This window comes from Citrobacter sp. CK191 (genome assembly GCF_030333435.1).
GTDB lineage: Bacteria > Pseudomonadota > Gammaproteobacteria > Enterobacterales > Enterobacteriaceae > Citrobacter_B > Citrobacter_B koseri.
Map to the genome: position 1 here is coordinate 543,692 of NZ_JAOWFX010000034.1, position 26,163 is coordinate 569,854.

Annotated in this window: 24 protein-coding genes; 21 read left to right on the forward strand and 3 right to left on the reverse strand. The window is 55.3% G+C overall.

Annotated elements, in window-relative coordinates; all coding sequences use genetic code 11:
* The 21 genes from ilvN (at position 1) to mutT (ending at position 24,375) form a co-directional block, all read left to right on the forward strand.
* The gene (gene ilvN, locus OGV82_RS22260; protein WP_003829566.1) at positions 1 to 492 is read left to right on the forward strand and encodes an acetolactate synthase small subunit; all 492 of its coding nucleotides are present in this window, start codon (positions 1 to 3) and stop codon (positions 490 to 492) included.
* Positions 493 to 763: 271 nt separating this feature from the next.
* Entirely contained in the window at positions 764 to 1,768 is a 1,005-nt protein-coding gene (gene cra, locus OGV82_RS22265; RefSeq protein ID WP_024130712.1) for a catabolite repressor/activator, read from the forward strand.
* A gap of 642 nt (positions 1,769 to 2,410) precedes the next feature.
* On the forward strand, positions 2,411 to 2,869 hold the full coding sequence (gene mraZ, locus OGV82_RS22270) for a division/cell wall cluster transcriptional repressor MraZ (protein ID WP_012134081.1): 459 nt from the start codon (positions 2,411 to 2,413) through the stop codon (positions 2,867 to 2,869).
* Between the two features lie 2 nt (positions 2,870 to 2,871).
* Positions 2,872 to 3,813, forward strand: coding sequence for a 16S rRNA (cytosine(1402)-N(4))-methyltransferase RsmH (gene rsmH / locus OGV82_RS22275; protein WP_024130711.1), 942 nt, complete (start codon positions 2,872 to 2,874; stop codon positions 3,811 to 3,813).
* Positions 3,810 to 4,175 carry a cell division protein FtsL gene (gene ftsL, locus OGV82_RS22280; protein ID WP_012134079.1) on the forward strand — a complete coding sequence of 122 codons (366 nt, stop codon included), beginning with the start codon at positions 3,810 to 3,812 and terminating at the stop codon, positions 4,173 to 4,175. Before rsmH ends, ftsL begins: the two co-directional genes overlap by 4 nt.
* Positions 4,176 to 4,190: 15 nt before the next feature.
* Entirely contained in the window at positions 4,191 to 5,957 is a 1,767-nt protein-coding gene (gene ftsI / locus OGV82_RS22285; protein ID WP_012134078.1) for a peptidoglycan glycosyltransferase FtsI, read from the forward strand.
* On the forward strand, positions 5,944 to 7,431 hold the full coding sequence (gene murE, locus OGV82_RS22290; protein WP_047458939.1) for a UDP-N-acetylmuramoyl-L-alanyl-D-glutamate--2,6-diaminopimelate ligase: 1,488 nt from the start codon (positions 5,944 to 5,946) through the stop codon (positions 7,429 to 7,431). The genes ftsI and murE overlap by 14 nt, the downstream gene beginning before the upstream one ends.
* Entirely contained in the window at positions 7,428 to 8,786 is a 1,359-nt protein-coding gene (gene murF, locus OGV82_RS22295) for a UDP-N-acetylmuramoyl-tripeptide--D-alanyl-D-alanine ligase (RefSeq protein WP_047458936.1), read from the forward strand. The genes murE and murF overlap by 4 nt, the downstream gene beginning before the upstream one ends.
* Complete coding sequence (gene mraY, locus OGV82_RS22300; protein WP_012134075.1) at positions 8,780 to 9,862, forward strand: phospho-N-acetylmuramoyl-pentapeptide-transferase; 1,083 nt, start codon at positions 8,780 to 8,782, stop codon at positions 9,860 to 9,862. The genes murF and mraY overlap by 7 nt, the downstream gene beginning before the upstream one ends.
* A gap of 2 nt (positions 9,863 to 9,864) precedes the next feature.
* Entirely contained in the window at positions 9,865 to 11,181 is a 1,317-nt protein-coding gene (gene murD / locus OGV82_RS22305) for a UDP-N-acetylmuramoyl-L-alanine--D-glutamate ligase (protein WP_047458932.1), read from the forward strand.
* Positions 11,181 to 12,425: a cell division protein FtsW gene (ftsW, locus tag OGV82_RS22310; RefSeq protein WP_024130710.1), complete on the forward strand. Its 1,245-nt coding sequence runs from the start codon at positions 11,181 to 11,183 to the stop codon at positions 12,423 to 12,425. Before murD ends, ftsW begins: the two co-directional genes overlap by 1 nt.
* Entirely contained in the window at positions 12,422 to 13,489 is a 1,068-nt protein-coding gene (murG, locus tag OGV82_RS22315) for an undecaprenyldiphospho-muramoylpentapeptide beta-N-acetylglucosaminyltransferase (protein WP_047458929.1), read from the forward strand. Before ftsW ends, murG begins: the two co-directional genes overlap by 4 nt.
* A 52-nt stretch (positions 13,490 to 13,541) precedes the next feature.
* Complete coding sequence (murC, locus tag OGV82_RS22320; RefSeq protein WP_047458927.1) at positions 13,542 to 15,017, forward strand: UDP-N-acetylmuramate--L-alanine ligase; 1,476 nt, start codon at positions 13,542 to 13,544, stop codon at positions 15,015 to 15,017.
* Positions 15,010 to 15,930 carry a D-alanine--D-alanine ligase gene (locus OGV82_RS22325; protein WP_101744246.1) on the forward strand — a complete coding sequence of 307 codons (921 nt, stop codon included), beginning with the start codon at positions 15,010 to 15,012 and terminating at the stop codon, positions 15,928 to 15,930. Before murC ends, OGV82_RS22325 begins: the two co-directional genes overlap by 8 nt.
* A gap of 1 nt (position 15,931) precedes the next feature.
* Entirely contained in the window at positions 15,932 to 16,762 is an 831-nt protein-coding gene (gene ftsQ, locus OGV82_RS22330; protein WP_012134069.1) for a cell division protein FtsQ, read from the forward strand.
* On the forward strand, positions 16,759 to 18,021 hold the full coding sequence (ftsA, locus tag OGV82_RS22335; RefSeq protein WP_003018755.1) for a cell division protein FtsA: 1,263 nt from the start codon (positions 16,759 to 16,761) through the stop codon (positions 18,019 to 18,021). The genes ftsQ and ftsA overlap by 4 nt, the downstream gene beginning before the upstream one ends.
* Before the next feature lie 61 nt (positions 18,022 to 18,082).
* Positions 18,083 to 19,234, forward strand: coding sequence for a cell division protein FtsZ (ftsZ, locus tag OGV82_RS22340; protein ID WP_004857884.1), 1,152 nt, complete (start codon positions 18,083 to 18,085; stop codon positions 19,232 to 19,234).
* Positions 19,235 to 19,334: 100 nt separating this feature from the next.
* On the forward strand, positions 19,335 to 20,252 hold the full coding sequence (gene lpxC / locus OGV82_RS22345; protein WP_012134068.1) for a UDP-3-O-acyl-N-acetylglucosamine deacetylase: 918 nt from the start codon (positions 19,335 to 19,337) through the stop codon (positions 20,250 to 20,252).
* 401 nt (positions 20,253 to 20,653) lie between these two features.
* Positions 20,654 to 21,160: a secA translation cis-regulator SecM gene (gene secM / locus OGV82_RS22350; RefSeq protein ID WP_024130709.1), complete on the forward strand. Its 507-nt coding sequence runs from the start codon at positions 20,654 to 20,656 to the stop codon at positions 21,158 to 21,160.
* Between the two features lie 61 nt (positions 21,161 to 21,221).
* Complete coding sequence (gene secA, locus OGV82_RS22355) at positions 21,222 to 23,927, forward strand: preprotein translocase subunit SecA (RefSeq protein WP_047458916.1); 2,706 nt, start codon at positions 21,222 to 21,224, stop codon at positions 23,925 to 23,927.
* 58 nt (positions 23,928 to 23,985) lie between these two features.
* Entirely contained in the window at positions 23,986 to 24,375 is a 390-nt protein-coding gene (gene mutT / locus OGV82_RS22360; protein WP_101744245.1) for an 8-oxo-dGTP diphosphatase MutT, read from the forward strand.
* A gap of 88 nt (positions 24,376 to 24,463) precedes the next feature.
* On the opposite strand, the gene yacG is transcribed toward mutT, so the two are convergent.
* The 3 genes from yacG to coaE are packed head-to-tail and all read right to left on the reverse strand — an operon-like array spanning position 24,464 to position 26,031.
* Positions 24,464 to 24,658 carry a DNA gyrase inhibitor YacG gene (gene yacG / locus OGV82_RS22365; RefSeq protein WP_047458910.1) on the reverse strand — a complete coding sequence of 65 codons (195 nt, stop codon included), beginning with the start codon at positions 24,656 to 24,658 and terminating at the stop codon, positions 24,464 to 24,466.
* A gap of 9 nt (positions 24,659 to 24,667) precedes the next feature.
* Positions 24,668 to 25,411, reverse strand: a complete 744-nt coding sequence (zapD, locus tag OGV82_RS22370) for a cell division protein ZapD (RefSeq protein ID WP_012134063.1) — start codon at positions 25,409 to 25,411, stop codon at positions 24,668 to 24,670.
* Positions 25,411 to 26,031 carry a dephospho-CoA kinase gene (gene coaE / locus OGV82_RS22375; RefSeq protein ID WP_058668570.1) on the reverse strand — a complete coding sequence of 207 codons (621 nt, stop codon included), beginning with the start codon at positions 26,029 to 26,031 and terminating at the stop codon, positions 25,411 to 25,413. The genes zapD and coaE overlap by 1 nt, the downstream gene beginning before the upstream one ends.
* Positions 26,032 to 26,163: the final 132 nt, after the last annotated feature.

Genomic DNA, 26,163 nt, shown 5'->3' on the forward strand with positions numbered 1-26,163 from the left:
ATGCGCCGGATATTATCAGTATTGCTGGAAAACGAGTCGGGTGCATTGTCGCGTGTGATTGGCCTCTTCGCCCAGCGTGGATACAACATTGAAAGCCTTACCGTCGCGCCGACCGACGATCCGACGTTATCGCGTATGACCATCCAGACAGTTGGCGATGAGAAAGTTCTGGAGCAAATTGAAAAGCAACTGCACAAGCTGGTGGATGTTCTGCGCGTAAGCGAACTTGGGCAGGGCGCGCACGTTGAGCGAGAAATCATGCTGGTGAAGATTCAGGCCAGCGGATACGGAAGGGAAGAGGTGAAGCGTAACACGGAGATTTTCCGTGGGCAGATTATTGATGTCACGCCTTCTATTTATACCGTCCAGCTGGCAGGCACCAGCGATAAGCTGGACGCGTTTCTGGCGACGCTGCGTGAAGTGGCGAAAATTGTTGAAGTTGCCCGTTCCGGCGTCGTCGGGCTTTCGCGCGGCGACAAGATCATGCGTTAATCATTGTGTTGTCTTTCAATTGTAGGCCTGATAAGACGCGGTAGCGCCGCCATCAGGCCATTTACCCTGCCGGATGGCGCTAATGCTTATCCGGCCTACAGGCGACGTCTCAACCTCCGCCGACGCTACCCGTTGGCTTTTTTTTGCGAAATCAGTGGTAACCCGGAATAAAAGCGGTTGCCGCAGTCACTATTCTGCGCTTAGATGTTAAGAAATTTAACCCATGCCGTCACAATGGTTATGGTTTGTACATTTTACGCAAGGGGCAATTGTGAAACTGGATGAAATCGCTCGGCTGGCCGGTGTATCGCGAACGACTGCAAGCTACGTTATTAACGGAAAAGCAAAGCAATACCGCGTGAGCGACAAGACCGTCGAGAAAGTCATGGCGGTGGTGCGTGAGCATAATTACCACCCGAATGCTGTGGCCGCCGGGCTGCGTGCTGGACGCACACGTTCTATCGGACTGGTCATTCCCGATCTGGAGAACACGAGTTATACCCGTATCGCAAACTACCTGGAGCGCCAGGCGCGCCAGCGCGGTTATCAACTGCTGATTGCCTGCTCAGAAGATCAGCCGGATAACGAAATGCGGTGCATCGAACATCTTCTACAACGCCAGGTGGATGCGATCATTGTATCAACCTCGTTACCGCCGGAGCATCCGTTCTACCAGCGCTGGGCCAATGGTTCATTCCCCATCGTGGCGCTGGATCGCGCGCTGGATCGCGAACATTTCACCAGCGTTGTCGGGGCGGATCAGGATGATGCGGAAATGCTGGCGGCAGAGTTACGTAAATTCCCGGCGGAAACGGTGCTTTACCTGGGCGCGTTGCCGGAGTTGTCCGTCAGTTTCCTGCGCGAGCAGGGGTTCCGTACCGCATGGAAAGACGATCCGCGCGAAGTACACTATCTGTACGCCAACAGCTACGAGCGGGAAGCGGCGGCGCAGCTGTTCGAAAAATGGCTGGAAACTCACCCGATGCCGCAGGCGCTGTTTACCACGTCGTTTGCGCTCTTGCAGGGCGTGATGGATGTGACGTTACGTCGTGACGGGAAGCTGCCTTCCAACCTGGCGATCGCCACCTTTGGCGATAATGAACTGCTCGACTTCTTGCAGTGTCCGGTTCTGGCGGTCGCACAGCGTCATCGTGATGTTGCTGAACGCGTCCTGGAGATCGTCCTGGCCAGCCTGGATGAGCCGCGTAAACCGAAGCCAGGTTTAACGCGAATCAAACGTAATTTGTACCGTCGCGGTATTCTTAGCCGCAGTTAGTCCATTTCTGTATGCCGGATAAGGCGGTTATGCCGCCATCTGGCAAATCGCCCGGCGCGTTGTCGCTGACCGGGCAAATATTCACCTGCCAACAATACTCACACCATAATTAAGATTATTCCTTAGAATTATCCGACTTATCTTTCAAATATGCTGATTTTAAACCTGTCGATACCGACTTCAGGTTTATTGAGACGTCGTATTGAACCCGTTTTGTATTATTTTGTTACATGCGGGCGACGAATTGCCGAATTAACAAACACTTTTTTTCGATGTGGCCTCTACGTCGCGGCTGGCTTGTCGGTGCGGGGCGTAGAGAGCGATAAACAGGTACTGTTATCTCGCTGCATATTGTCCTAAAATGCCGCTCGCGTCGCAAACTGACACTTTATATTTTTATCAGATGATATTGAGTCGTTTTAAACGGTGATGAGTTTTTGGATCTTTTTTCTTACAAATATTCATAACGTTAATTTGCTTCGCTCGTTGGACGGAATTTAATCAACGCTGATATTAGCCGTATACATTGGGTTTTTTACTCCGGTAAGCGTCCTGACTTGCTTGACAAGCTTTTCCTCCGCTCCGTAAACTCCTTTAAGTGGGAATTTGTGGGGCAAAGTGGTAATAAGGGGTGAGGCTGGCATGTTCCGGGGAGCAACGTTAGTCAATCTCGACAGTAAGGGGCGCTTATCTGTGCCCACCCGTTACCGGGATCAACTGATCGAGAACGCTACCGGTCAAATGGTTTGTACCATTGACATCCATCACCCGTGCCTGCTGCTTTACCCCCTGCCTGAATGGGAAATTATCGAGCAAAAATTATCGCGTCTGTCGAGCATGAACCCGGTTGAGCGCCGCGTGCAGCGTTTACTGTTGGGGCATGCCAGCGAATGTCAGATGGATAGCGCGGGTCGCTTATTGATCGCGCCGATTCTGCGGCAACATGCCGGGCTGACGAAAGAAGTGATGCTGGTTGGACAGTTCAATAAGTTTGAACTGTGGGATGAAACGACCTGGTATCAACAGGTCAAGGAAGATATCGACGCTGAGCAGTCAGTAACCGAAACCTTGTCGGAACGACTGCAGGACTTGTCTCTATAATGATGATGGAAAATTTTAAACACACTACGGTGCTGTTGGACGAGGCCGTAAACGGTCTGAACATTCGCCCTGACGGCATCTACATTGATGGGACATTTGGTCGCGGCGGCCACTCACGTCTGATCCTCTCCCGGCTTGGCGAAGAGGGACGTTTGCTGGCGATCGATCGCGATCCGCAGGCTATTGCCGAAGCCCAGGCCATCAATGATCCTCGCTTCTCCATCATTCATGGACCTTTCTCTGCGCTTGCTGATTATGTAAGTGAGCGCGAACTTATCGGCAAGATCGACGGGATTCTCCTTGATCTTGGCGTCTCTTCACCGCAACTCGATGATGCTGAACGCGGTTTTTCTTTTATGCGCGATGGCCCGCTGGATATGCGTATGGACCCAACGCGCGGTCAGTCTGCCGCAGAATGGCTGCAAACCGCGGAAGAAGCCGATATTGCCTGGGTGCTGAAAACCTTTGGCGAAGAGCGTTTTGCGAAACGTATTGCCCGCGCCATTGTGGAGCGCAACCGCGAACAGCCCATGACCCGCACCAAAGAACTGGCGGAAGTGGTCGCAGCGGCGACGCCGGTGAAGGACAAATTCAAACATCCCGCGACCCGTACCTTCCAGGCGGTGCGCATTTGGGTGAACAGTGAACTGGAGGAGATAGAGCAGGCGCTAAAAAGCTCGCTCAGTGTGCTGGCCCCGGGTGGGCGGCTTTCCATTATCAGTTTCCACTCGCTGGAAGACCGTATTGTGAAGCGCTTTATGCGTGAGCAAAGCCGCGGTCCACAGGTTCCAGCAGGGTTGCCGATGACGGAAGAGCAGCTCAAAAAACTGGGCGGTCGTGAGCTAAGAGCATTAGGCAAGTTGATGCCGGGCGAAGAAGAAGTGGCGGAAAATCCACGCGCCCGTAGTTCAGTTCTGCGTATTGCAGAGAGGACGAACGCATGATCAGCAGAGTGACAGAAGCCCTGAGCAAAGTGAAGGGATCGACGGGAATCACCAATCGCCATGCTTTGCCTGGCGTGATCGGTGACGATCTTTTGCGATTTGGGAAGCTGCCACTCTGCCTGTTCATTTGCATTATTTTAACGGCGGTCACCGTCGTGACAACGGCGCACCATACGCGCCTGTTAACCGCGCAGCGCGAGCAACTGGTGCTGGAGCGTGATGCGCTGGATATCGAATGGCGCAACCTGATTCTTGAAGAAAACGCGCTCGGCGATCATAGCCGGGTAGAACGGATCGCAACGGAAAAGTTGCAGATGCAGCATGTCGATCCCTCACAAGAAAATATCGTAGTGCAAAAATAAGGATAAACGCGACGCATGAAAGCAGCGGCAAAGACGCTCAAACCAAAACGCCAGGAAGAACAAGCCAACTTTGTCAGTTGGCGTTTTGCGTTGCTGTGCGGCTGTATTCTGCTGGCGCTGGGTTTCCTGCTGGGGCGTGTGGCCTGGCTGCAAATTATTGCGCCTGACATGTTAGTGCGTCAGGGCGACATGCGCTCTTTGCGTGTACAGGAAGTCTCCACCTCTCGTGGCATGATCACCGACCGCTCTGGTCGCCCACTGGCGGTGAGCGTGCCGGTAAAAGCCATCTGGGCGGACCCGAAAGAACTGCATGATGCAGGCGGGATCACGCTGGACAACCGCTGGAAAGCGCTGGCGGACGCGCTGAAAATGCCGCTCGACCAACTGGCGGCTCGCGTCAATGCGAACCCGAAAGGCCGCTTTATCTATCTGGCGCGTCAGGTTAACCCGGATCTCGGCGACTACATCAAAAAACTGAAGCTGCCAGGCATTCATCTGCGCGAAGAGTCCCGCCGTTACTATCCTTCCGGGGAAGTGACCGCTCACCTCATTGGCTTCACTAACGTCGATAGCCAGGGGATTGAAGGAGTTGAGAAGAGCTTCGATAAGTGGCTGACCGGCCAGCCAGGCGAACGTATTGTACGTAAAGACCGTTATGGCCGGGTTATTGAAGATATCTCTTCTACCGACAGCCAGGCCGCGCACAATCTGGCGCTGAGCATTGATGAGCGCCTGCAAGCGTTGGTCTATCGCGAACTGAACAACGCCGTGGCCTTCAACAAAGCGGAGTCAGGCAGCGCCGTGCTGGTGGATGTCAATACTGGCGAAGTGCTGGCAATGGCGAACAGCCCGTCCTACAACCCGAATAATCTGACCGGTACGCCGAAAGACGCTATGCGTAACCGTACCATCACGGACGTGTTTGAACCCGGTTCAACCGTCAAACCGATGGTGGTGATGACCGCGTTACAGCGCGGGGTCGTGCGTGAAAATACCGTGCTGAACACGGTGCCATATCGAATTAATGGTCACGAAATCAAAGACGTGGCGCGTTACAGCGAATTGACCCTGACCGGGGTTTTACAGAAGTCGAGTAACGTCGGCGTTTCTAAGCTGGCGTTAGCGATGCCGTCCTCAGCGTTAGTAGATACTTACTCACGTTTTGGGCTAGGAAAGGCGACCAATTTGGGGTTGGTCGGAGAACGCAGTGGCTTATATCCTCAAAAACAACGGTGGTCTGACATAGAGAGGGCCACCTTCTCTTTCGGCTATGGGCTAATGGTAACCCCGTTACAGTTAGCGCGAGTCTACGCAACGATTGGCAGCTACGGCGTTTATCGTCCGCTGTCGATTACCAAAGTTGATCCTCCTGTACCGGGCGAGCGCGTCTTCCCGGAAGCGACCGTTCGTACCGTCGTCCACATGATGGAAAGCGTGGCGCTGCCGGGCGGCGGCGGCGTGAAGGCGGCGATCAAAGGTTATCGCATCGCCATTAAAACCGGTACGGCGAAAAAAGTGGGGCCGGATGGCCGCTACATCAACAAATACATTGCTTATACCGCAGGCGTTGCGCCTGCGAGTCAGCCGCGCTTCGCGCTGGTGGTTGTTATCAACGATCCGCAGGCGGGTAAATACTACGGCGGCGCCGTTTCCGCGCCGGTATTCGGTGCCATTATGGGCGGCGTACTGCGCACCATGAACATCGAACCGGATGCGCTGGCAACGGGCGAAAAAAGTGAATTTGTAATTAACCAAGGCGAGGGAACAGGTGGCAGATCGTAATTTGCGCGACCTTCTCGCTCCGTGGGTGCCTGGCGCACCGGAGCGAGCACTGCGGGAGATGACACTCGACAGCCGTGTGGCTGCATCGGGCGATCTCTTTGTGGCAGTGGTGGGTCATCAGGCGGACGGGCGTCGATATATCCCGCAGGCGATAGCGCAAGGTGTGGCTGCCATTATTGCAGAGGCCAAAGATGAGGCGACCGACGGGGAAATCCGTGAAATGCACGGTGTGCCGGTTATCTATCTGAGCCAGCTCAACGAGCGTTTATCTGCACTGGCGGGCCGCTTCTACCACGAGCCATCTGAACATATGCGTCTGGTCGGCGTGACCGGAACGAACGGAAAAACCACCACCACGCAACTGCTGGCGCAGTGGAGCCAACTGCTTGGCGAAACCAGCGCGGTAATGGGAACGGTGGGTAATGGCCTGTTGGGCAAAGTGATCCCGACGGAGAACACAACCGGTTCCGCCGTTGACGTACAGCATGTGCTGGCCGGTCTGGTTGAGCAGGGCGCAACATTTGGCGCAATGGAAGTCTCTTCCCACGGCCTGGTGCAGCACCGGGTCGCCGCGCTGAAATTTGCCGCCTCTGTTTTCACGAATTTAAGCCGCGATCACCTTGATTATCACGGTGACATGGAACATTACGAAGCGGCGAAATGGATGCTCTATTCAACGCACCATTACGGCGAGGCTATCGTCAATGCCGATGATGAAGTCGGACGCCGATGGCTGGTGAGGTTGCCGGATGCCGTTGCGGTCTCGATGGAGGATCATATCAACCCGAACTGCCACGGACGTTGGCTGAAAGCGGTTGAGGTGAAGTACCACGATAGCGGCGCGACGATCCGTTTCGACTCCAGTTGGGGCGAAGGCGAGGTTGAAAGCCGTCTGATGGGCGCGTTTAACGTCAGCAACCTGCTGCTGGCGCTGGCAACGTTGCTGGCGCTTGGCTATCCCCTGGCGGATCTGCTGAAAACCGCCCCCCGACTGCAACCGGTTTGCGGGCGGATGGAGGTGTTCAGCGCGCCGGGCAAAACCACGGTGGTGGTCGATTACGCCCACACGCCGGATGCGCTGGAAAAAGCGTTGCAGGCTGCGCGGTTGCACTGTACTGGTCAACTGTGGTGCGTCTTTGGCTGCGGCGGCGATCGCGATAAAGGTAAACGTCCGCTGATGGGGGCGATTGCCGAAGAGTTCGCGGACGTGGTGGTCGTGACGGACGATAACCCACGCACCGAAGAGCCGCGCGCGATCATCAACGACATTCTGACGGGTATGCTGGATGCCGGGCACGCGAAAGTGATGGAAGGCCGCGCGGAGGCGGTGACCTGCGCCATTATGCAGGCGAAAGAAAACGACGTGGTTCTGGTCGCGGGTAAAGGGCATGAGGATTACCAGATTGTCGGTACTCAGCGCCTTGATTACTCCGACCGCGTGACGGCTGCGCGTCTGCTGGGGGTGATCGCATGATTAGCGTAACGCTCAGCCAACTGGCCGGTATTCTGCACGGCGAATTACAGGGCGCCGACCTGACGATTGACGCAGTCACGACCGATACGCGTAAAGTGACGCCGGGCTGCCTGTTTGTGGCGCTGAAAGGCGAGCGTTTCGACGCCCATGATTTTGCGGATAACGCGAAAGAGGGCGGCGCCGGTGCGCTGCTGGTGAGTCGCCCGCTGGATTGCGACCTGCCGCAGCTGATCGTCAAAGATACGCGGCTGGCCTTCGGCGAACTGGCCGCATGGGTTCGGGCGCAGGTTCCCGCTCGCGTCGTGGCGTTAACCGGCTCCTCCGGCAAAACATCCGTTAAAGAGATGACCGCCGCCATTCTGAGTCAGTGTGGCAACACCTTATACACCGCGGGCAACCTGAATAACGATATCGGCGTACCGATGACGTTGCTGCGGTTAAACAACGATTATGACTATGCCGTCATTGAGTTAGGCGCCAATCACCAGGGCGAAATTGCCTGGACCGTCGGCCTGACGCGTCCTGAAGCGGCACTGGTTAATAATCTGGCGGCAGCGCACCTGGAAGGATTCGGTTCGCTGGCGGGCGTGGCGAAAGCGAAAGGCGAAATCTATACCGGCTTGCCGGTGAATGGGATCGCCATTATGAACGCCGATAACAACGACTGGCTGAACTGGCAGGGCATTATTGGCGATCGCAAAGTGTGGCGTTTTTCACCGAATGCCGCCAACAGCGATTTTACCGCGACCAATATCCATGTGACCTCGCACGGTACGGAATTCACGCTGCAAACGCCGACGGGCGACATTGACGTCCTGCTGCCGCTTCCTGGTCGTCACAATATTGCAAACGCGCTGGCGGCGGCTGCGCTGTCGATGGCGGTAGGGGCGACCCTTGACGCCATTAAAACCGGTCTGGCGAACCTGAAAGCCGTGCCGGGGCGCCTGTTCCCCATCCAGTTGAATGACAACCAGCTGTTACTTGATGACTCCTATAACGCCAACGTCGGTTCGATGACCGCCGCTGTGCAGGTGCTGTCTGAAATGCCGGGCTACCGGGTGCTGGTGGTCGGCGATATGGCGGAGCTGGGCGCGGAAAGCGAAGCATGCCATGTTCAGGTCGGTGACGCGGCAAAAGCGGCGGGTATCGACAGCGTGCTGAGTACAGGAAAACTGAGTCAGGCGATCGGCAATGCCAGCGGCGTTGGCGAGCATTTTGCGGATAAATCGGCTCTGGTCGCGCGTCTTAACACGCTGATTGCGGAGCATCAGATTATTACCATTTTAGTGAAGGGTTCACGTAGTGCCGCCATGGAAGAGGTAGTACGCGCATTACAGGAGAATGGAACATGTTAGTTTGGCTGGCCGAACATTTGGTCAAATATTATTCCGGCTTTAACGTCTTTTCCTATCTGACGTTTCGCGCCATCGTCAGCCTGCTGACCGCGCTGTTCATCTCCTTGTGGATGGGCCCGCGTATGATTGCCCGCTTACAAAAATTGTCTTTTGGCCAGGTCGTGCGTAATGACGGCCCGGAATCGCACTTTAGCAAGCGCGGTACGCCGACAATGGGCGGCATTATGATTCTGACGGCGATTGTGGTCTCCGTCCTGCTGTGGGCTTACCCGTCTAACCCGTACGTCTGGTGCGTGCTGGTGGTGCTGGTGGGCTACGGCATTATTGGTTTTGTCGATGATTACCGCAAAGTGGTGCGTAAAGACACCAAAGGGCTGATTGCTCGCTGGAAATATTTCTGGATGTCGGTGATTGCGCTGGGCGTGGCGTTCGCGCTGTATCTGGCGGGGAAAGACACGCCGGCCACCGAACTGGTGGTGCCGTTCTTTAAAGACGTGATGCCGCAACTGGGTCTGTTCTACGTGCTGCTGGCGTACTTCGTGATCGTCGGAACGGGCAACGCGGTTAACCTGACCGATGGCCTGGACGGCCTGGCGATTATGCCGACCGTATTCGTCGCCGCTGGTTTTGCGCTGGTGGCGTGGGCAACCGGCAACATGAATTTCGCCAACTACCTGCATATTCCGTACTTACGTCATGCCGGTGAACTGGTGATTGTCTGTACGGCGATTGTCGGCGCGGGCTTAGGTTTCCTGTGGTTTAACACCTATCCGGCGCAGGTCTTTATGGGAGACGTCGGGTCGCTGGCGCTGGGCGGCGCGCTGGGCATCATCGCGGTGCTGCTGCGTCAGGAGTTTTTGCTGGTGATTATGGGCGGCGTGTTTGTGGTGGAAACCCTGTCAGTCATTTTGCAGGTCGGTTCCTTTAAATTGCGCGGACAGCGCATCTTCCGCATGGCGCCGATTCATCATCACTATGAACTGAAAGGCTGGCCGGAACCGCGCGTTATCGTGCGCTTCTGGATTATTTCGCTGATGCTGGTCCTGATTGGCCTGGCAACGCTGAAGGTACGTTAATCATGGCTGATTACCAGGGTAAAAAAGTCGTCATTATTGGTCTGGGATTGACCGGGCTTTCCTGCGTGGACTTTTTCCTGGCGCGCGGCGTAACGCCGCGCGTAATGGATACCCGTGCGACGCCGCCGGGTCTGGACAAATTACCGGAAGCGGTAGAGCGTCACGTCGGCAGCCTGAATGATGACTGGCTACTGGCGGCGGATCTGATCGTCGCCAGCCCTGGTATTGCTCTGGCGCATCCTTCACTGAGCGCTGCCGCCGATGCAGGTATTGAGATTGTCGGCGATATCGAACTGTTCTGTCGCGAAGCGCAGGCGCCGATCGTGGCGATCACCGGATCGAACGGTAAAAGCACCGTGACCACGCTGGTAGGCGAGATGGCGAAAGCGGCGGGCGTGAACGTGGGCATTGGCGGTAACATCGGTCTGCCTGCGTTGATGCTGCTGGACGCCGCTCGCGAGCTGTACGTACTGGAGCTTTCCAGCTTCCAGCTGGAAACGACATCCAGCCTACAGGCCGTTGCCGCAACCATCCTGAACGTTACCGAAGACCATATGGACCGATATCCGTTTGGTCTGCAACAGTATCGCGCGGCAAAACTGCGCGTGTATGAGAATGCGAAAGTTTGCGTGGTGAATGCCGATGACGCGCTGACCATGCCGGTACGCGGCGCGGATGCGCGTTGCGTCAGTTTTGGCGTCAACATGGGGGATTATCACCTCAATCGCCAGCAGGGCGAGACCTGGCTGCGGGTGAAGGGTGAAAAAGTGTTGAACGTGAAAGAGATGAAGCTTTCCGGCCAGCACAACTACACCAATGCGCTGGCGGCGCTGGCGCTGGCCGATGCGGCGGGTTTACCGCACGCCAGCAGCCTGAAAGCGTTGACGACCTTTACCGGCCTGGCGCATCGCTTCCAGCTGGCGCTGGAGCATAACGGCGTGCGCTGGATTAACGACTCCAAAGCCACCAACGTAGGCAGCACGGAAGCGGCGCTGAATGGCCTGCACGTAGACGGTACGCTGCACCTGCTGCTCGGCGGCGATAGTAAATCGGCGGATTTCTCTTCGCTCACCCGTTACCTGGGCGGCGATCGCGTTCGCCTGTACTGCTTTGGTCGTGATGGCGCGCAGCTGGCGGCGCTGCGCCCAGAAATCGCAGAACAAACTGAGACGATGGAAGAGGCGATGCGTCTGCTGGCGCCGCGTTTGCAACCGGGCGATATGGTCCTGCTGTCTCCGGCCTGCGCCAGCCTCGATCAGTTTAAGAATTTTGAGCAACGGGGCGATGTCTTTACCCGTCTGGCGAAGGAGTTAGGTTGATGCGTTTATCTCTCCCTCGCCTGAGAATGCCGCGCCTGCCGGGATTTGGAATCCTGGTATGGGTCTTTACGGCGCTTAAAGGCTGGGTGATGGCGTCGCGCGATAAAGACGACGATAGCCTGATCATGTACGACCGCACGTTGCTCTGGCTGACATTTGGCCTGGCGGCGATCGGTTTCATCATGGTGACGTCGGCGTCAATGCCTGTCGGACAACGTCTGGCGAACGATCCTTTCCTGTTTGCCAAGCGTGACGCGCTGTACATACTCCTGGCGTTTTGCCTGGCGATGATCACGCTGCGTTTACCGATGGAGTTCTGGCAAAAGTACAGCACCACGATGCTGATCGCGTCGATCATCATGTTGTTGATCGTGCTGGTGGTGGGTAGCTCAGTTAACGGGGCATCGCGTTGGATTGCGCTGGGGCCGCTGCGTATTCAGCCTGCGGAATTTACCAAACTGTCGCTGTTCTGCTACCTCGCCAACTATCTGGTGCGCAAAGTTGATGAAGTGCGTAATAACCTGCGCGGCTTCTTAAAACCGATGGGCGTGATTCTGGTGCTGGCGATTTTGCTGCTGGCGCAGCCCGATCTCGGGACGGTGGTGGTGCTGTTCGTTACCACGCTGGCGATGCTGTTTCTCGCCGGGGCGAAGTTATGGCAGTTCATTGCCATCATCGGCATGGGGATATCGGCGGTGATCCTGCTGATCCTCGCCGAACCGTATCGTATTCGCCGTGTGACCTCTTTCTGGAACCCCTGGGAAGATCCGTTTGGCAGCGGCTACCAGCTGACGCAATCCCTGATGGCATTTGGCCGTGGTGAGATGTGGGGGCAGGGGCTGGGGAACTCGGTACAAAAACTGGAGTATCTGCCGGAAGCGCATACTGACTTCATCTTCGCCATTATTGGGGAAGAACTGGGTTATATCGGTGTGGTACTGGCGCTTTTAATGGTATTCTTCGTCGCTTTTCGCGCGATGTCGATTGGCCGTAAGGCGCTGGAGATTGATCACCGTTTTTCAGGGTTCCTGGCCTGCTCGATTGGAATCTGGTTCAGTTTCCAGGCGCTGGTCAACGTCGGCGCGGCGGCAGGCATGCTGCCAACGAAGGGGCTGACGCTGCCGCTGATCAGTTATGGTGGTTCCAGTTTGCTGATCATGTCGACGGCCATCATGTTTTTGTTACGTATTGATTATGAAACGCGTCTGGAAAAAGCGCAGGCGTTTACACGAGGTTCACGATGAGTGGTCAACCGAAGCGGTTAATGGTGATGGCGGGCGGTACTGGCGGACATGTGTTCCCGGGACTGGCCGTCGCGCACCATTTAATGGACCAGGGCTGGCAAGTACGCTGGCTCGGAACCGCCGATCGTATGGAAGCGGATTTAGTGCCGAAGCATGGCATTGAGATTGATTTTATTCGCATTTCCGGTTTGCGCGGAAAAGGCGTGAAAGCGCTGCTGGCGGCACCGCTGCGTATTTTTAACGCCTGGCGTCAGGCGCGGGCGATCATGAAGCGGTTTAAGCCTGATGTGGTGCTCGGCATGGGCGGCTATGTCTCTGGCCCCGGCGGTCTGGCGGCGTGGTCGCTGGGTATTCCGGTTGTGCTGCATGAGCAAAACGGCATTGCAGGGTTGACCAATAAGTGGCTGGCGAAAATCGCCACGACGGTGATGCAGGCTTTTCCCGGCGCGTTTCCGAAAGCGGACGTGGTCGGAAACCCGGTACGTACTGACGTACTGGCGCTTCCCTTGCCGCAAGAACGCCTGGCCGGACGTGAAGGGCCGATTCGCGTGCTGGTGGTGGGCGGCTCTCAGGGGGCGCGGGTATTGAACCAGACGCTGCCGCAGGTTGCGGCAAAACTGGGCGATACGGTCACTATCTGGCATCAAAGCGGTAAAGGCGCGCAGCAGACCGTAGAGCAGGCTTATGCCGGGGCGGGGCAACCGCAGCATAAGGTGACGGAATTTATTGATGACATGGCCGCAGCCTATGCGTGGGCGGATGTTGTCGTTTGCCGCTCTGGCGCGTTAACGGTGAGTGAAATCGCCGCCGCCGGTTTGCCCGCGCTGTTTGTGCCGTTTCAGCATAAAGACCGGCAGCAGTACTGGAATGCCCTGCCGCTGGAGAAAGCGGGGGCCGCCAAAATTTTTGAGCAGCCGCAGTTTACTGTGGATGCCGTCGCCAGCACCCTGGCCGGGTGGTCGCGAGAAACGTTATTAACCATGGCAGAACGTGCCCGCGCTGCATCTATTCCAGATGCCACCGAGCGTGTTGCAAATGAAGTGAGCCGGGCTGCCCGGGCGTAATTGTGGCGGTGCCTTTTGCACCGCATGAATTGAGAAGTGAATGGCGTAAAGAATGAATACACAACAACTGGCAAAACTGCGTTCTATCGTGCCCGAAATGCGTCGCGTTCGGCACATCCACTTTGTCGGCATCGGTGGTGCCGGTATGGGCGGTATTGCCGAAGTTCTGGCCAATGAAGGGTATCAGATCAGTGGTTCTGATTTAGCGCCGAATCCGGTTACGCAGCAACTGGCGAACCTCGGCGCCACCATTTTCTTTAATCATCGCCCGGAAAACGTGCGCGATGCGAGCGTGGTGGTGGTTTCCAGCGCGATCTCTGCGGATAACCCGGAGATTGTCGCGGCGCATGAAGCGCGTATTCCGGTGATCCGCCGCGCGGAGATGCTGGCGGAGTTAATGCGTTTTCGTCACGGCATCGCCATTGCTGGGACGCACGGTAAAACAACGACCACCGCGATGGTCTCCAGCATTTACGCGGAAGCGGGGCTGGACCCGACCTTCGTCAACGGTGGGCTGGTGAAAGCGGCTGGCGTGCATGCGCGTTTAGGCCACAGCCGTTATCTGATTGCGGAAGCGGATGAGAGCGATGCGTCGTTCCTGCATCTGCAACCGATGGTGGCGATTGTCACCAATATTGAAGCCGACCATATGGATACTTACCAGGGCGACTTCGAAAATTTGAAGCAGACCTTTATTAATTTCCTGCACAATTTGCCGTTTTATGGTCGTGCAGTGATGTGTGTTGACGATCCGGTGATCCGCGAGCTGCTGCCGCGCGTGGGCCGTCAGACCACAACTTATGGTTTTAGCGACGACGCTGACGTGCGTGTGGAAGAGTACCAGCAGGTTGGGCCGCAGGGGCATTTTACGCTGCTGCGTCAGGATAAACCTGCAATGCAGGTGACGCTGAATGCGCCGGGCCGCCACAATGCGCTGAATGCGGCGGCTGCCGTGGCGGTGGCGACCGAAGAGGGGATTGACGACGAGGCGATTCTGCGCGCGCTGGAAAGCTTCCAGGGTACCGGGCGTCGCTTCGATTTCCTCGGCGAATTCCCGCTTGAGCCGGTAAACGGTAAAGCAGGGACGGCGATGCTGGTCGATGATTACGGCCATCATCCAACGGAAGTCGACGCCACCATTAAAGCCGCGCGTGCAGGCTGGCCGGATAAAAATCTGGTGATGGTTTTCCAGCCGCACCGCTTCACGCGTACGCGCGATCTGTACGACGATTTCGCCAACGTGCTGACGCAGGTTGACGCGCTGTTAATGCTGGATGTTTACGCCGCAGGCGAAGCGCCAATTCCGGGAGCGGACAGCCGTTCGCTGTGCCGTACGATTCGCGGTCGCGGTAAAATTGACCCGATTCTGGTCTCCGATCCGGCGCAGGTTGCGCAAATGCTGGCGCCGGTATTAACCGGTAATGATTTGATTTTGGTGCAAGGCGCGGGAAATATCGGCAAAATTGCGCGCACCTTAGCTGAAATTAAACTGAAGCCGCAAACCCAGGAGGAGGAGCAACATGGCTGATAAAATCGCGGTCCTGTTGGGTGGAACCTCCGCCGAACGTGATGTTTCGCTGAATTCCGGCACGGCGGTGCTGGCCGGGTTACGCGAAGGCGGCGTGGATGCGCATCCGATCGACCCGAAAGAGGTTGATGTCACCTTGCTGAAATCAATGGGTTTTCAGAAGGTGTTTATTGCGTTGCATGGTCGCGGCGGTGAAGATGGCACGCTGCAAGGGATGCTGGATCTGATTGGCCTGCCCTATACCGGCAGCGGGGTGATGGCTTCAGCAATCTCAATGGATAAACTGCGCAGCAAATTGCTGTGGCAGGGCGCCGGATTACCGGTTGCGCCGTGGGTGGCATTGACGCGCGCTGAGTTTGAAAAAGGGCTTAGCGACGACGCGCTAACGCGAATTTCTGCGCTGGGTTTGCCGCTGATTGTGAAGCCGAGCCGTGAAGGTTCCAGCGTCGGCATGTCGAAAGTGGTAGAAGAAAATGCTTTGCAGGCAGCATTAGCATTGGCTTTTCAGCATGATGAAGAAGTACTGATTGAGAAATGGCTCAGTGGCCCGGAATTTACGGTTGCGATACTCGGTGAAGAAATTTTACCGTCAATTCGTATCCAACCCGCCGGAACCTTCTATGATTATGAGGCGAAGTATCTCTCTGATGAGACACAATATTTCTGCCCGGCAGGTCTGGAAGAGGAACAAGAGGCTATTTTGCAGACATTGGTCCTGAAAGCGTGGACCGCGTTGGGTTGCAAAGGATGGGGCCGCATCGACGTCATGCTGGACAGCGATGGCCAGTTTTATCTGCTGGAAGCGAATACCTCGCCGGGTATGACCAGCCACAGTCTGGTGCCGATGGCGGCGCGTCAGGCGGGCATGAGCTTCTCGCAGTTGGTGGTACGAATTCTGGAGTTGGCGGACTGATATGTCGCAGGCTGCGCTGAACACGCGAAACAGTGATGAAGAGGTGTCTTCTTCACGGCGCAATAATGGAACGCGTCTTGCAGGAATACTGTTCCTGCTGACGGTGCTCTGCACCGTGTTTGTCAGCGGCTGGGTTGTGTTGGGCTGGATGGAAGACGCGCAGCGTTTGCCGTTGTCGAAACTGGTGTTGACCGGCGAGCGGCATTACACGCGCAATGATGACATCCGCCAGTCGATTCTGGCGTTGGGCGCGCCGGGTACGTTTATGACTCAGGATGTGAACATTATCCAGAGCCAGATAGAGCGTTTACCGTGGATTAAACAGGCCAGCGTCAGAAAGCAATGGCCTGATGAATTGAAGATTCATCTGGTTGAATATGTGCCGATTGCGCGTTGGAATGATCAGCATATGGTTGATGCCGAAGGCAATACCTTCAGCGTACCGGCAGAGCGAACCAGTAAACAGGTATTACCCATGTTGTATGGCCCGGAAGGCAGCGCGAGTGAAGTGTTGCAGGGGTATCGCGATATGGGGCAGGTGCTGGCTAAGGACAGATTCACCCTGAAGGAAGCGGCAATGACCGCGCGTCGTTCCTGGCAGTTGACGCTGAATAACGATATTAAGCTCAACCTCGGCAGGGGCGATACGATGAAACGTTTGGCTCGCTTTGTAGAACTTTATCCGGTTTTACAGCAGCAGGCGCAAACCGATGGCAAACGGATAAGCTACGTTGATTTGCGTTATGACTCGGGGGCGGCAGTAGGGTGGGCACCCTTACCTCCAGAGGAATCTAATCAGCAACAGAATCAGGCACAGGCAGAACAACAATGATCAAGGCGACGGACAGAAAACTGGTAGTAGGACTGGAGATTGGCACCGCGAAGGTTGCCGCTTTAGTAGGGGAAGTTCTGCCCGACGGTATGGTCAATATCATTGGCGTGGGCAGTTGCCCGTCGCGAGGTATGGATAAAGGCGGGGTGAACGACCTCGAGTCAGTGGTGAAATGCGTACAGCGCGCCATTGACCAGGCGGAGCTGATGGCGGATTGCCAGATCTCCTCGGTGTATCTGGCGCTTTCTGGCAAGCACATTAGCTGTCAGAATGAAATTGGTATGGTGCCGATCTCCGAAGAAGAAGTGACGCAGGAAGATGTGGAAAACGTCGTGCATACCGCGAAGTCGGTGCGCGTGCGTGATGAGCATCGTGTACTGCATGTCATTCCGCAGGAATATGCGATCGATTACCAGGAAGGCATTAAGAATCCGGTTGGCCTTTCCGGCGTGCGTATGCAGGCAAAAGTGCACTTGATCACATGCCACAACGACATGGCGAAAAACATCGTTAAAGCGGTGGAACGTTGTGGCCTGAAAGTTGACCAACTCATATTTGCCGGGTTAGCGGCCAGTTACTCCGTTTTAACGGAAGATGAACGTGAACTGGGCGTCTGCGTGGTTGATATCGGTGGTGGTACAATGGATATCGCCGTTTATACTGGCGGGGCGTTGCGCCATACCAAGGTAATCCCTTACGCAGGGAATGTCGTGACCAGCGATATCGCGTATGCCTTCGGTACGCCGCCGAGCGATGCTGAAGCCATCAAAGTGCGTCACGGCTGCGCGCTGGGTTCTATCGTCGGCAAAGACGAAAGCGTTGAAGTGCCGAGCGTGGGCGGTCGTCCGCCGCGTAGTCTGCAACGTCAGACGCTTGCGGAGGTGATTGAGCCGCGTTACACCGAGCTGCTCAACTTGGTCAACGAAGAGATTTTGCAATTACAGGAACAGCTTCGCCAGCAGGGTGTGAAACATCATCTGGCGGCGGGGATTGTATTAACCGGCGGCGCGGCGCAAATTGAAGGTCTTGCTGCCTGTGCTCAGCGCGTGTTCCATACGCAAGTGCGTATTGGCGCGCCGCTGAATATTACCGGACTGACGGATTATGCCCAGGAGCCGTACTACTCAACGGCGGTGGGGCTGCTTCACTACGGGAAAGAGTCCCACTTAAGTGGCGAAGCGGAAGTGGAAAAACGTGTTACGGCATCAGTTGGCTCGTGGATCAAGCGACTTAATAGCTGGCTGCGAAAAGAGTTTTAATTTTTATGAGACCGGCGACTATTAACGGTCTCAGGCGACAGGCACAAAACGGAGAGAAACTATGTTTGAACCTATGGAACTGACCAACGACGCGGTGATTAAAGTCATCGGCGTCGGTGGCGGCGGCGGTAATGCCGTTGAACACATGGTGCGCGAGCGCATCGAAGGTGTTGAATTCTTCGCGGTGAATACCGACGCTCAGGCGTTGCGTAAGACTGCGGTTGGGCAGACCATTCAGATTGGTAGCGGCATCACCAAAGGTCTGGGCGCGGGTGCAAACCCGGAAGTCGGTCGCAATGCGGCGGACGAAGATCGTGAAGCACTGCGTGCAGCGCTTGACGGCGCAGACATGGTGTTTATCGCAGCAGGCATGGGCGGCGGTACCGGTACCGGTGCAGCGCCAGTGGTTGCGGAAGTGGCAAAAGATTTAGGTATCCTGACCGTTGCCGTGGTGACGAAGCCTTTCAACTTCGAAGGCAAGAAGCGCATGGCATTCGCGGAGCAGGGTATTACTGAGCTGTCCAAACATGTGGACTCGCTGATCACCATCCCGAACGACAAACTGCTGAAAGTGCTGGGGCGCGGTATCTCCCTGCTGGATGCGTTTGGCGCGGCGAACGACGTGCTGAAAGGCGCGGTTCAGGGTATCGCTGAGCTGATTACCCGCCCGGGTCTGATGAACGTCGACTTTGCAGACGTGCGCACCGTGATGTCCGAAATGGGCTACGCGATGATGGGCTCCGGCGTGGCAAGCGGTGAAGATCGTGCGGAAGAAGCGGCAGAAATGGCGATCTCTTCTCCACTGCTGGAAGATATCGATCTGTCTGGCGCGCGCGGCGTGCTGGTTAACATCACTGCGGGCTTCGACCTGCGTCTGGATGAGTTCGAAACCGTCGGTAACACCATCCGTGCTTTTGCGTCGGATAACGCGACCGTGGTTATCGGTACTTCTCTGGACCCGGATATGAACGACGAACTGCGCGTCACCGTTGTGGCAACCGGTATTGGTATGGACAAGCGTCCTGAAATCACCCTGGTGACCAACAAACAGGTACAGCAGCCGGTGATGGATCGTTACCAGCAGCACGGCATGGCGCCGCTGACGCAAGAGCAGAAGCCGGTCGCAAAAGTGGTGAACGACAATACGCCGCAAACGGCAAAAGAACCGGATTATCTGGATATCCCTGCGTTCCTGCGTAAGCAAGCCGATTAAGAATTGGCTGGAATTTGGGATTCACGGCTCTTTGTGCTAAACTGGCCCACCGAATGTATAGTACACTTCGGTTGGATAGGTAATTTGGCGAGATTATACGATGATCAAACAAAGGACACTTAAACGTATCGTTCAGGCGACAGGTGTCGGTTTACATACCGGCAAGAAAGTCACCCTGACCTTACGCCCTGCGCCGGCCAACACCGGGGTCATCTATCGTCGCACCGACTTGAATCCACCGGTAGATTTCCCGGCCGATGCCAAATCTGTGCGTGATACCATGCTCTGTACGTGTCTGGTCAACGAGCATGATGTACGGATTTCAACCGTAGAGCACCTTAACGCTGCTCTGGCGGGTCTGGGTATCGATAATATCGTTATCGAAGTCGATGCGCCGGAAATCCCGATCATGGATGGCAGTGCTGCTCCGTTCGTCTACCTGCTGCTTGATGCGGGTATTGATGAGCTGAACTGCGCCAAAAAATTTGTACGCATCAAAGAGACGGTTCGCGTCGAAGATGGCGATAAGTGGGCTGAATTTAAGCCGTACAATGGTTTTACGTTGGATTTCACCATCGACTTTAACCATCCGGCGATTGATTCCAGCAGCCAGCGCTATGCGATGAACTTCTCTGCGGATGCGTTCATGCGCCAGATCAGCCGTGCGCGTACCTTCGGTTTCATGCGTGATATCGAATATTTGCAGTCCCGTGGCCTGTGCCTGGGCGGCAGCTTCGATTGTGCCATCGTTGTTGACGATTATCGCGTACTGAACGAGGACGGCCTGCGTTTTGAAGACGAATTTGTTCGTCACAAAATGCTCGACGCGATCGGTGATTTGTTCATGTGTGGTCACAACATTATTGGTGCGTTTACCGCGTATAAGTCCGGTCACGCATTGAATAACAAACTGTTGCAGGCTGTCCTGGCGAAACAGGAAGCCTGGGAATATGTGACCTTCCAGGACGACGCAGAACTGCCGTTGGCTTTCAAAGCGCCTTCGACTGTACTGGCATAATAGCTATACACAAAATCATTCAAGTTGCATCAAGACGGCAACTGAGCGAATTCCCAGGAACGTACGACCAGTACGTGACTGGGGTGAGAGAAGGCAGCCAACAAAGAGGCAGCTTGAAGGATGAAGTGTATACCTGTCGCATAAATTCGACTGGTTAATCTGGCACCCTCTCCGGCCAGGTAAGCCAGTCGTTTTTTTATCTCTTCCGTCCGGCGTTTGCCTTCGCCTTTTTCTCTGTCGCTGAACCGAGATACAGTGCGTTCGCTGCTTTCTTAAGCATTTTTATCCTCAGCGCCATGTCATTACTGCTGTAGAGCGTACGCTTTAATGGTAAGATTTGTGCGCAAAAAACGTTTTGAATTCGTAAGCCCACATGCCGGGCATATCAGGGTGGCAATGACGTGAGTGGAATACTGACGCGCTGGCGACAGTTAGGTAGACGGTACTTCTGGCCGCATCTCTTATTGGGGATGGTCGCGGCTAGCTTTGGTCTGCCCGCTCTCAGTAACGCAGCCGAGCCTAATACGCCGGCGAAAGCGACCGCCAGTAACCACGATCAATCCGTTAAGGTTAACTTCAGCCAGCTCGCGCTGCTGGAGGCGAGTAACCGCCGCCCGAATTTTACCGTCGACTACTGGCATCAGCATGCGATTCGCACGGTTATCCGCCATCTCTCTTTTGCCATGGCGCCGCAAACGCTGCCGGTTGTTGAAGAGTCTTCGCCACTTCAGGCGCACCATATTGCGTTACTGAACACGCTCAGCGCGATGCTGACGCAGGAAGGCACACCGCCAACGATTGTACGTCGCGTCGCCCGTGCGCACTTTACGCCTCAGGCCTCATTTAGCGTTCCCGCCTGGATAAGTCAGGCGCAGGGAATCCGCGCTGGCCCTCAACGCCTCAGCTAAAAACAAAAAACCTTCAACTAATTATAGAGACTCCGCATCGCGGGGCGTTTGAGATTTTATTATGCTAATCAAATTGTTAACCAAAGTATTCGGTAGTCGTAACGATCGTACCTTGCGTCGTATGCGTAAAGCGGTCGGCATCATCAATGCCATGGAACCGGAGATGGAAAAACTCTCCGATGACGAACTGAAAGGGAAAACGGCAGAGTTCCGCGCGCGTCTGGAGAAAGGCGAAAGCGTTGAAAGCCTGATCCCGGAAGCGTTCGCCGTGGTTCGTGAAGCGAGTAAGCGCGTATTCGGCATGCGTCACTTTGACGTCCAGTTGCTGGGCGGTATGGTGCTGAACGATCGCTGTATCGCGGAAATGCGTACTGGTGAAGGTAAAACCCTGACCGCAACGCTGCCTGCTTACCTGAACGCATTAAGCGGTAAGGGCGTACACGTCGTCACAGTGAACGACTATCTGGCGCAACGTGATGCTGAAAACAACCGCCCGCTGTTTGAATTCCTCGGGATGAGCGTCGGTATTAACCTGCCGGGCATGCCTGCCCCAGCAAAACGTGAAGCTTACGCCGCCGACATCACTTACGGCACCAACAACGAATACGGCTTTGACTACCTGCGCGATAACATGGCGTTCAGCCCGGAAGAGCGCGTACAGCGTAAGCTGCACTATGCGCTGGTGGATGAGGTCGACTCCATCCTGATCGATGAAGCGCGTACGCCGCTGATCATTTCCGGCCCGGCTGAAGACAGCTCGGAAATGTACAAGAAAGTAAACAAGATCATCCCGCACCTGATTCGCCAGGAGAAAGAAGACTCTGATACCTTCCAGGGCGAAGGCCACTTCTCCGTTGATGAGAAAGCGCGTCAGGTCAACCTGACGGAACGCGGTCTGGTGCTGATCGAAGAACTGCTGGTGAAAGAAGGCATTATGGATGAAGGCGAGTCCCTGTACTCTCCGGGCAACATCATGCTGATGCATCACGTAACCGCCGCGCTGCGCGCGCACGCGCTGTTTACCCGCGACGTGGATTACATCGTTAAAGATGGCGAAGTGATCATCGTTGACGAACACACCGGTCGTACCATGCAGGGTCGCCGCTGGTCCGACGGTCTGCACCAGGCTGTGGAAGCGAAAGAAGGCGTGGAAATCCAGAACGAGAACCAGACGCTGGCATCCATCACCTTCCAGAACTACTTCCGTCTGTATGAGAAACTGGCCGGTATGACCGGTACCGCAGATACCGAAGCGTTCGAATTCAGCTCCATCTATAAGCTGGATACCGTTGTGGTTCCGACCAACCGTCCGATGATCCGTAAGGATATGCCGGATCTGGTCTACATGACCGAAGCGGAAAAAATTCAGGCGATCATTGAAGACATCAAAGAGCGTACCGCGAACGGCCAGCCGGTGCTGGTGGGTACGATCTCGATCGAGAAGTCTGAAGTGGTCTCTAATGAGCTGACCAAAGCGGGCATCAAGCATAACGTTCTGAACGCCAAATTCCACGCCAACGAAGCGGCGATTGTCGCGCAGGCGGGCTACCCGGCTGCGGTCACTATCGCCACCAACATGGCCGGTCGTGGTACGGACATCGTGCTGGGCGGTAGCTGGCAGGCTGAAGTGGCGGAGCTGGAAAACCCAACGCCAGAGCAGATCGCGCAGATCAAAGCGGACTGGCAGGTTCGTCATGAGGCGGTGCTGGCGTCTGGCGGTCTGCACATCATCGGTACTGAGCGCCACGAATCTCGCCGTATCGACAACCAGTTGCGTGGTCGTTCCGGTCGTCAGGGCGATGCGGGTTCTTCCCGTTTCTACCTGTCAATGGAAGATGCGCTGATGCGTATTTTTGCCTCTGACCGTGTATCGGGCATGATGCGTAAACTGGGTATGAAACCAGGTGAAGCCATTGAGCACCCGTGGGTGACTAAAGCGATTGCTAATGCACAGCGTAAAGTTGAAAGCCGCAACTTCGATATTCGTAAGCAGCTGCTGGAATACGACGATGTCGCGAACGATCAGCGTCGCGCCATTTACACCCAGCGTAACGAACTGCTGGATGTCAGCGACGTCAGCGAAACCATCAACAGCATTCGTGAAGACGTCTTTAAAGTGACGATCGATGCGTACATTCCGCCGCAGTCGCTGGAAGAGATGTGGGATATTCCGGGTTTGCAGGAACGTCTGAAAAACGACTTCGATCTGGATATGCCAATTGCCGAGTGGCTGGATAAAGAGCCGGAGCTGCACGAAGAGACGCTGCGTGAGCGTATTCTGGCGCACTCAATCGAAGTGTATCAGCGTAAAGAAGAAGTGGTTGGCGCAGAGATGATGCGTCACTTCGAAAAAGGCGTCATGCTGCAAACTCTTGATTCGCTGTGGAAAGAGCACCTGGCGGCGATGGATTACCTGCGTCAGGGTATCCACCTGCGTGGCTATGCGCAGAAAGATCCGAAGCAGGAATACAAACGCGAGTCCTTCTCCATGTTTGCAGCAATGCTGGAATCGCTGAAGTATGAAGTGGTCAGTACGCTGAGCAAAGTTCAGGTTCGTATGCCTGAAGAAGTGGAGGCGATGGAACAACAGCGCCGCGAAGAAGCCGAACGTTTAGCGCAGATGCAGCAGCTTAGTCATCAGGATGACGACAGCGCAGCGGCGGCTGCTCTGGCAGCGCAAACGGGCGATCGTAAAGTGGGTCGTAACGATCCTTGCCCTTGCGGTTCCGGTAAAAAATACAAACAGTGCCACGGCCGTCTGAGCTAAGGTCTGAATAAAGACAATGAGGCGCAGGTGACTGCGCCTTTTTTATGGATGTAACCGTATGAAAAAACTGCAAATCGCTGTCGGGATTATTCGCAACCCGAACCACGAAATTTTTATTACCCAACGTGCGGCCGATGCTCATATGGCCAATAAACTGGAGTTTCCCGGCGGGAAAATCGAAGCGGGCGAAACGCCGGAGCAGGCGCTGATCCGGGAGTTGCAGGAAGAAGTGGGGATCACCCCGCGTGAAGCAACGCTATTTGAAAAGCTGGAATATCAGTTCCCGGACAGGCACATCACACTGTGGTTCTGGTTAGTTGATCACTGGGAAGGGGAGCCGTGGGGAAAAGAGGGGCAACCGGGGCGGTGGATTGCGCAAGATGCTCTGAATGCGAAAGATTTCCCGCCCGCGAATGCGCCAGTAATTGAAAAGCTGATTGCTGGCTAATGGTGTTTGTAGGCCGGATAAGGCAACGCCGCCATCCGGCAAATTATGGCGGGGGCGCTACGCTTGCCCGCCCTACGTTTTAGTGGAATTACTTCTGCTCTTCACTCCAGTCGTCGCTTTCTGACAAGTCGCCAGAGCTTGGAATACGCTTCTCTTCAGCGGCCCACTCGCCGAGATCGATCAACTGGCAGCGTTTGGAACAAAATGGACGGAACGGACTCACTTCGCCCCAGACAACGGTTTTCCCGCAGGTTGGGCAGCTAACGGTGATAGTTTCTGACATCTTTACTCCTTAACAACATGCCAGTTCGAAATCGAGGCGCTCAGGCACCAGCCCATTTTCGCTATCCAGCGGCATAAAGCGAATCGCAAAGCGGCTCTTATGCCCGGAAATTTGCGGATAGAGCTGTGAATCAAGCGCCAGTTGCAAACGCAGCAGGTCGGCATCATCGCCATTGTCCTGATAAAAACCATTCAGGCTGGTTTGCTTACGGAACGGCGAGGAATTACGAATCAAATCCAGGATCAGCGTTAATGCCTGATTGAGCGGATTCAGGCTGGCGATCCAGGTTTCAACTTGCGCATCACGCTGTTCCTGCGGCAAATGCAGCCAGATATGCAGGGTCGGCAAATCAAAACTACAACAACCGCCCGGAATACTCAGGCGCTGACGAACCAGAGCAATCAGGCGATCTTCACGTAGCTGCTGTCCGATACGCGGAGCAGAAATCAGAATGCTGCCCGCCGTCTTCAATTGCTGGCGCAGAGCCTCAATTCGACTCTGGTCAACCCCCGGCACTTCAACCCAGGCCTGAAGTTTGCGCTGCTGACGCTCAAGCTCTTTTAGCAACTCGGTCCGCACTTCACCACGTTCGAACACATCCAGCAAATCACCGATGTTACGGAAAAAATGCAGGGCGTCCGCATGATCTGCAAGGGGCAAATTGACGGAGAGTTGCTGAATCAGAAACTCAATGCGCAGCCATGTACGCATCTTCTCATTGAGAGGGTGTTCAAAAAGGACCTGGGTGTGCATTACGGTTTTTCCTGTGAGACAAACTGCGACGCAAGCTGTAAATAGCGCGCGTGCAGGCGGGCGACATCCGACGCGATAGCGTCCGGTGCGCCATTATTATCAATAACATCATCTGCCACGGCAAGGCGTGCTTCACGCGTTGCCTGGGCAGCCAGAATTTGTTCAACATGTTCACGCGTCACATCATCGCGCTGCATGGTTCGCAAGAGCTGCGTTTCGGGCGTCACGTCGACCACCAGAACGCGATTGGCTTGTTTATACAGCGCATTTTCGACGAGCAGGGGCACAACCCATAGCACGTAAGGGGACGTTGCCTGCTGAAACTGACGCCGGGTTTCCTGCTGAATTAACGGATGGAGCAGGGCATTCAGCCAGGATTTCTCTTCAGGACTGGCAAAGATACGTTCGCGCAACATCCGGCGTTGTAGCGAACCGTCTGGCGCGATAAGTGCAGAACCAAAATGTTCAGCGATCGCCATAAGGGCGGGTTGACCGGGTTCAACCACCTGACGCGCAATAATATCGGCGTCGATAACGTTTATTCCGAGGTCAGCGAATGCATTCGCAACGGTGCTTTTACCACTGCCAATGCCGCCGGTTAAGGCTACTGTATACCTCATAAGTCCAGATCCTGGGATTTAGGTTTGATAATCAAATGGTTAAAAGTTGAGCGCGCGAAGGCGATATTACTGTAGGCATTATCTACTATTCGCCAGGTAAATTTATGGGATTGTAGCGTAAAAAAAGAGAAT

Excerpts from the sequence above, each read along its gene's own strand:
- secA (WP_047458916.1), top strand. The coding sequence starts at position 21,222 with ATGCTAATCAAATTGTTAACCAAAGTATTCGGTAGTCGTAACGATCGT.
- ilvN (WP_003829566.1), top strand. The coding sequence starts at position 1 with ATGCGCCGGATATTATCAGTATTGCTGGAAAACGAGTCGGGTGCATTG.
- ftsA (WP_003018755.1), top strand. The coding sequence starts at position 16,759 with ATGATCAAGGCGACGGACAGAAAACTGGTAGTAGGACTGGAGATTGGC.
- murG (WP_047458929.1), top strand. The coding sequence starts at position 12,422 with ATGAGTGGTCAACCGAAGCGGTTAATGGTGATGGCGGGCGGTACTGGC.
- mraY (WP_012134075.1), top strand. The coding sequence starts at position 8,780 with ATGTTAGTTTGGCTGGCCGAACATTTGGTCAAATATTATTCCGGCTTT.
- coaE (WP_058668570.1), bottom strand. The coding sequence starts at position 26,031 with ATGAGGTATACAGTAGCCTTAACCGGCGGCATTGGCAGTGGTAAAAGC.
- ftsQ (WP_012134069.1), top strand. The coding sequence starts at position 15,932 with ATGTCGCAGGCTGCGCTGAACACGCGAAACAGTGATGAAGAGGTGTCT.
- murC (WP_047458927.1), top strand. The coding sequence starts at position 13,542 with ATGAATACACAACAACTGGCAAAACTGCGTTCTATCGTGCCCGAAATG.
- yacG (WP_047458910.1), bottom strand. The coding sequence starts at position 24,658 with ATGTCAGAAACTATCACCGTTAGCTGCCCAACCTGCGGGAAAACCGTT.
- ftsZ (WP_004857884.1), top strand. The coding sequence starts at position 18,083 with ATGTTTGAACCTATGGAACTGACCAACGACGCGGTGATTAAAGTCATC.
- ftsW (WP_024130710.1), top strand. The coding sequence starts at position 11,181 with ATGCGTTTATCTCTCCCTCGCCTGAGAATGCCGCGCCTGCCGGGATTT.
- ftsI (WP_012134078.1), top strand. The coding sequence starts at position 4,191 with ATGAAAGCAGCGGCAAAGACGCTCAAACCAAAACGCCAGGAAGAACAA.
- mutT (WP_101744245.1), top strand. The coding sequence starts at position 23,986 with ATGAAAAAACTGCAAATCGCTGTCGGGATTATTCGCAACCCGAACCAC.
- OGV82_RS22325 (WP_101744246.1), top strand. The coding sequence starts at position 15,010 with ATGGCTGATAAAATCGCGGTCCTGTTGGGTGGAACCTCCGCCGAACGT.
- murD (WP_047458932.1), top strand. The coding sequence starts at position 9,865 with ATGGCTGATTACCAGGGTAAAAAAGTCGTCATTATTGGTCTGGGATTG.
- ftsL (WP_012134079.1), top strand. The coding sequence starts at position 3,810 with ATGATCAGCAGAGTGACAGAAGCCCTGAGCAAAGTGAAGGGATCGACG.
- mraZ (WP_012134081.1), top strand. The coding sequence starts at position 2,411 with ATGTTCCGGGGAGCAACGTTAGTCAATCTCGACAGTAAGGGGCGCTTA.
- zapD (WP_012134063.1), bottom strand. The coding sequence starts at position 25,411 with ATGCACACCCAGGTCCTTTTTGAACACCCTCTCAATGAGAAGATGCGT.
- rsmH (WP_024130711.1), top strand. The coding sequence starts at position 2,872 with ATGATGGAAAATTTTAAACACACTACGGTGCTGTTGGACGAGGCCGTA.
- lpxC (WP_012134068.1), top strand. The coding sequence starts at position 19,335 with ATGATCAAACAAAGGACACTTAAACGTATCGTTCAGGCGACAGGTGTC.
- murF (WP_047458936.1), top strand. The coding sequence starts at position 7,428 with ATGATTAGCGTAACGCTCAGCCAACTGGCCGGTATTCTGCACGGCGAA.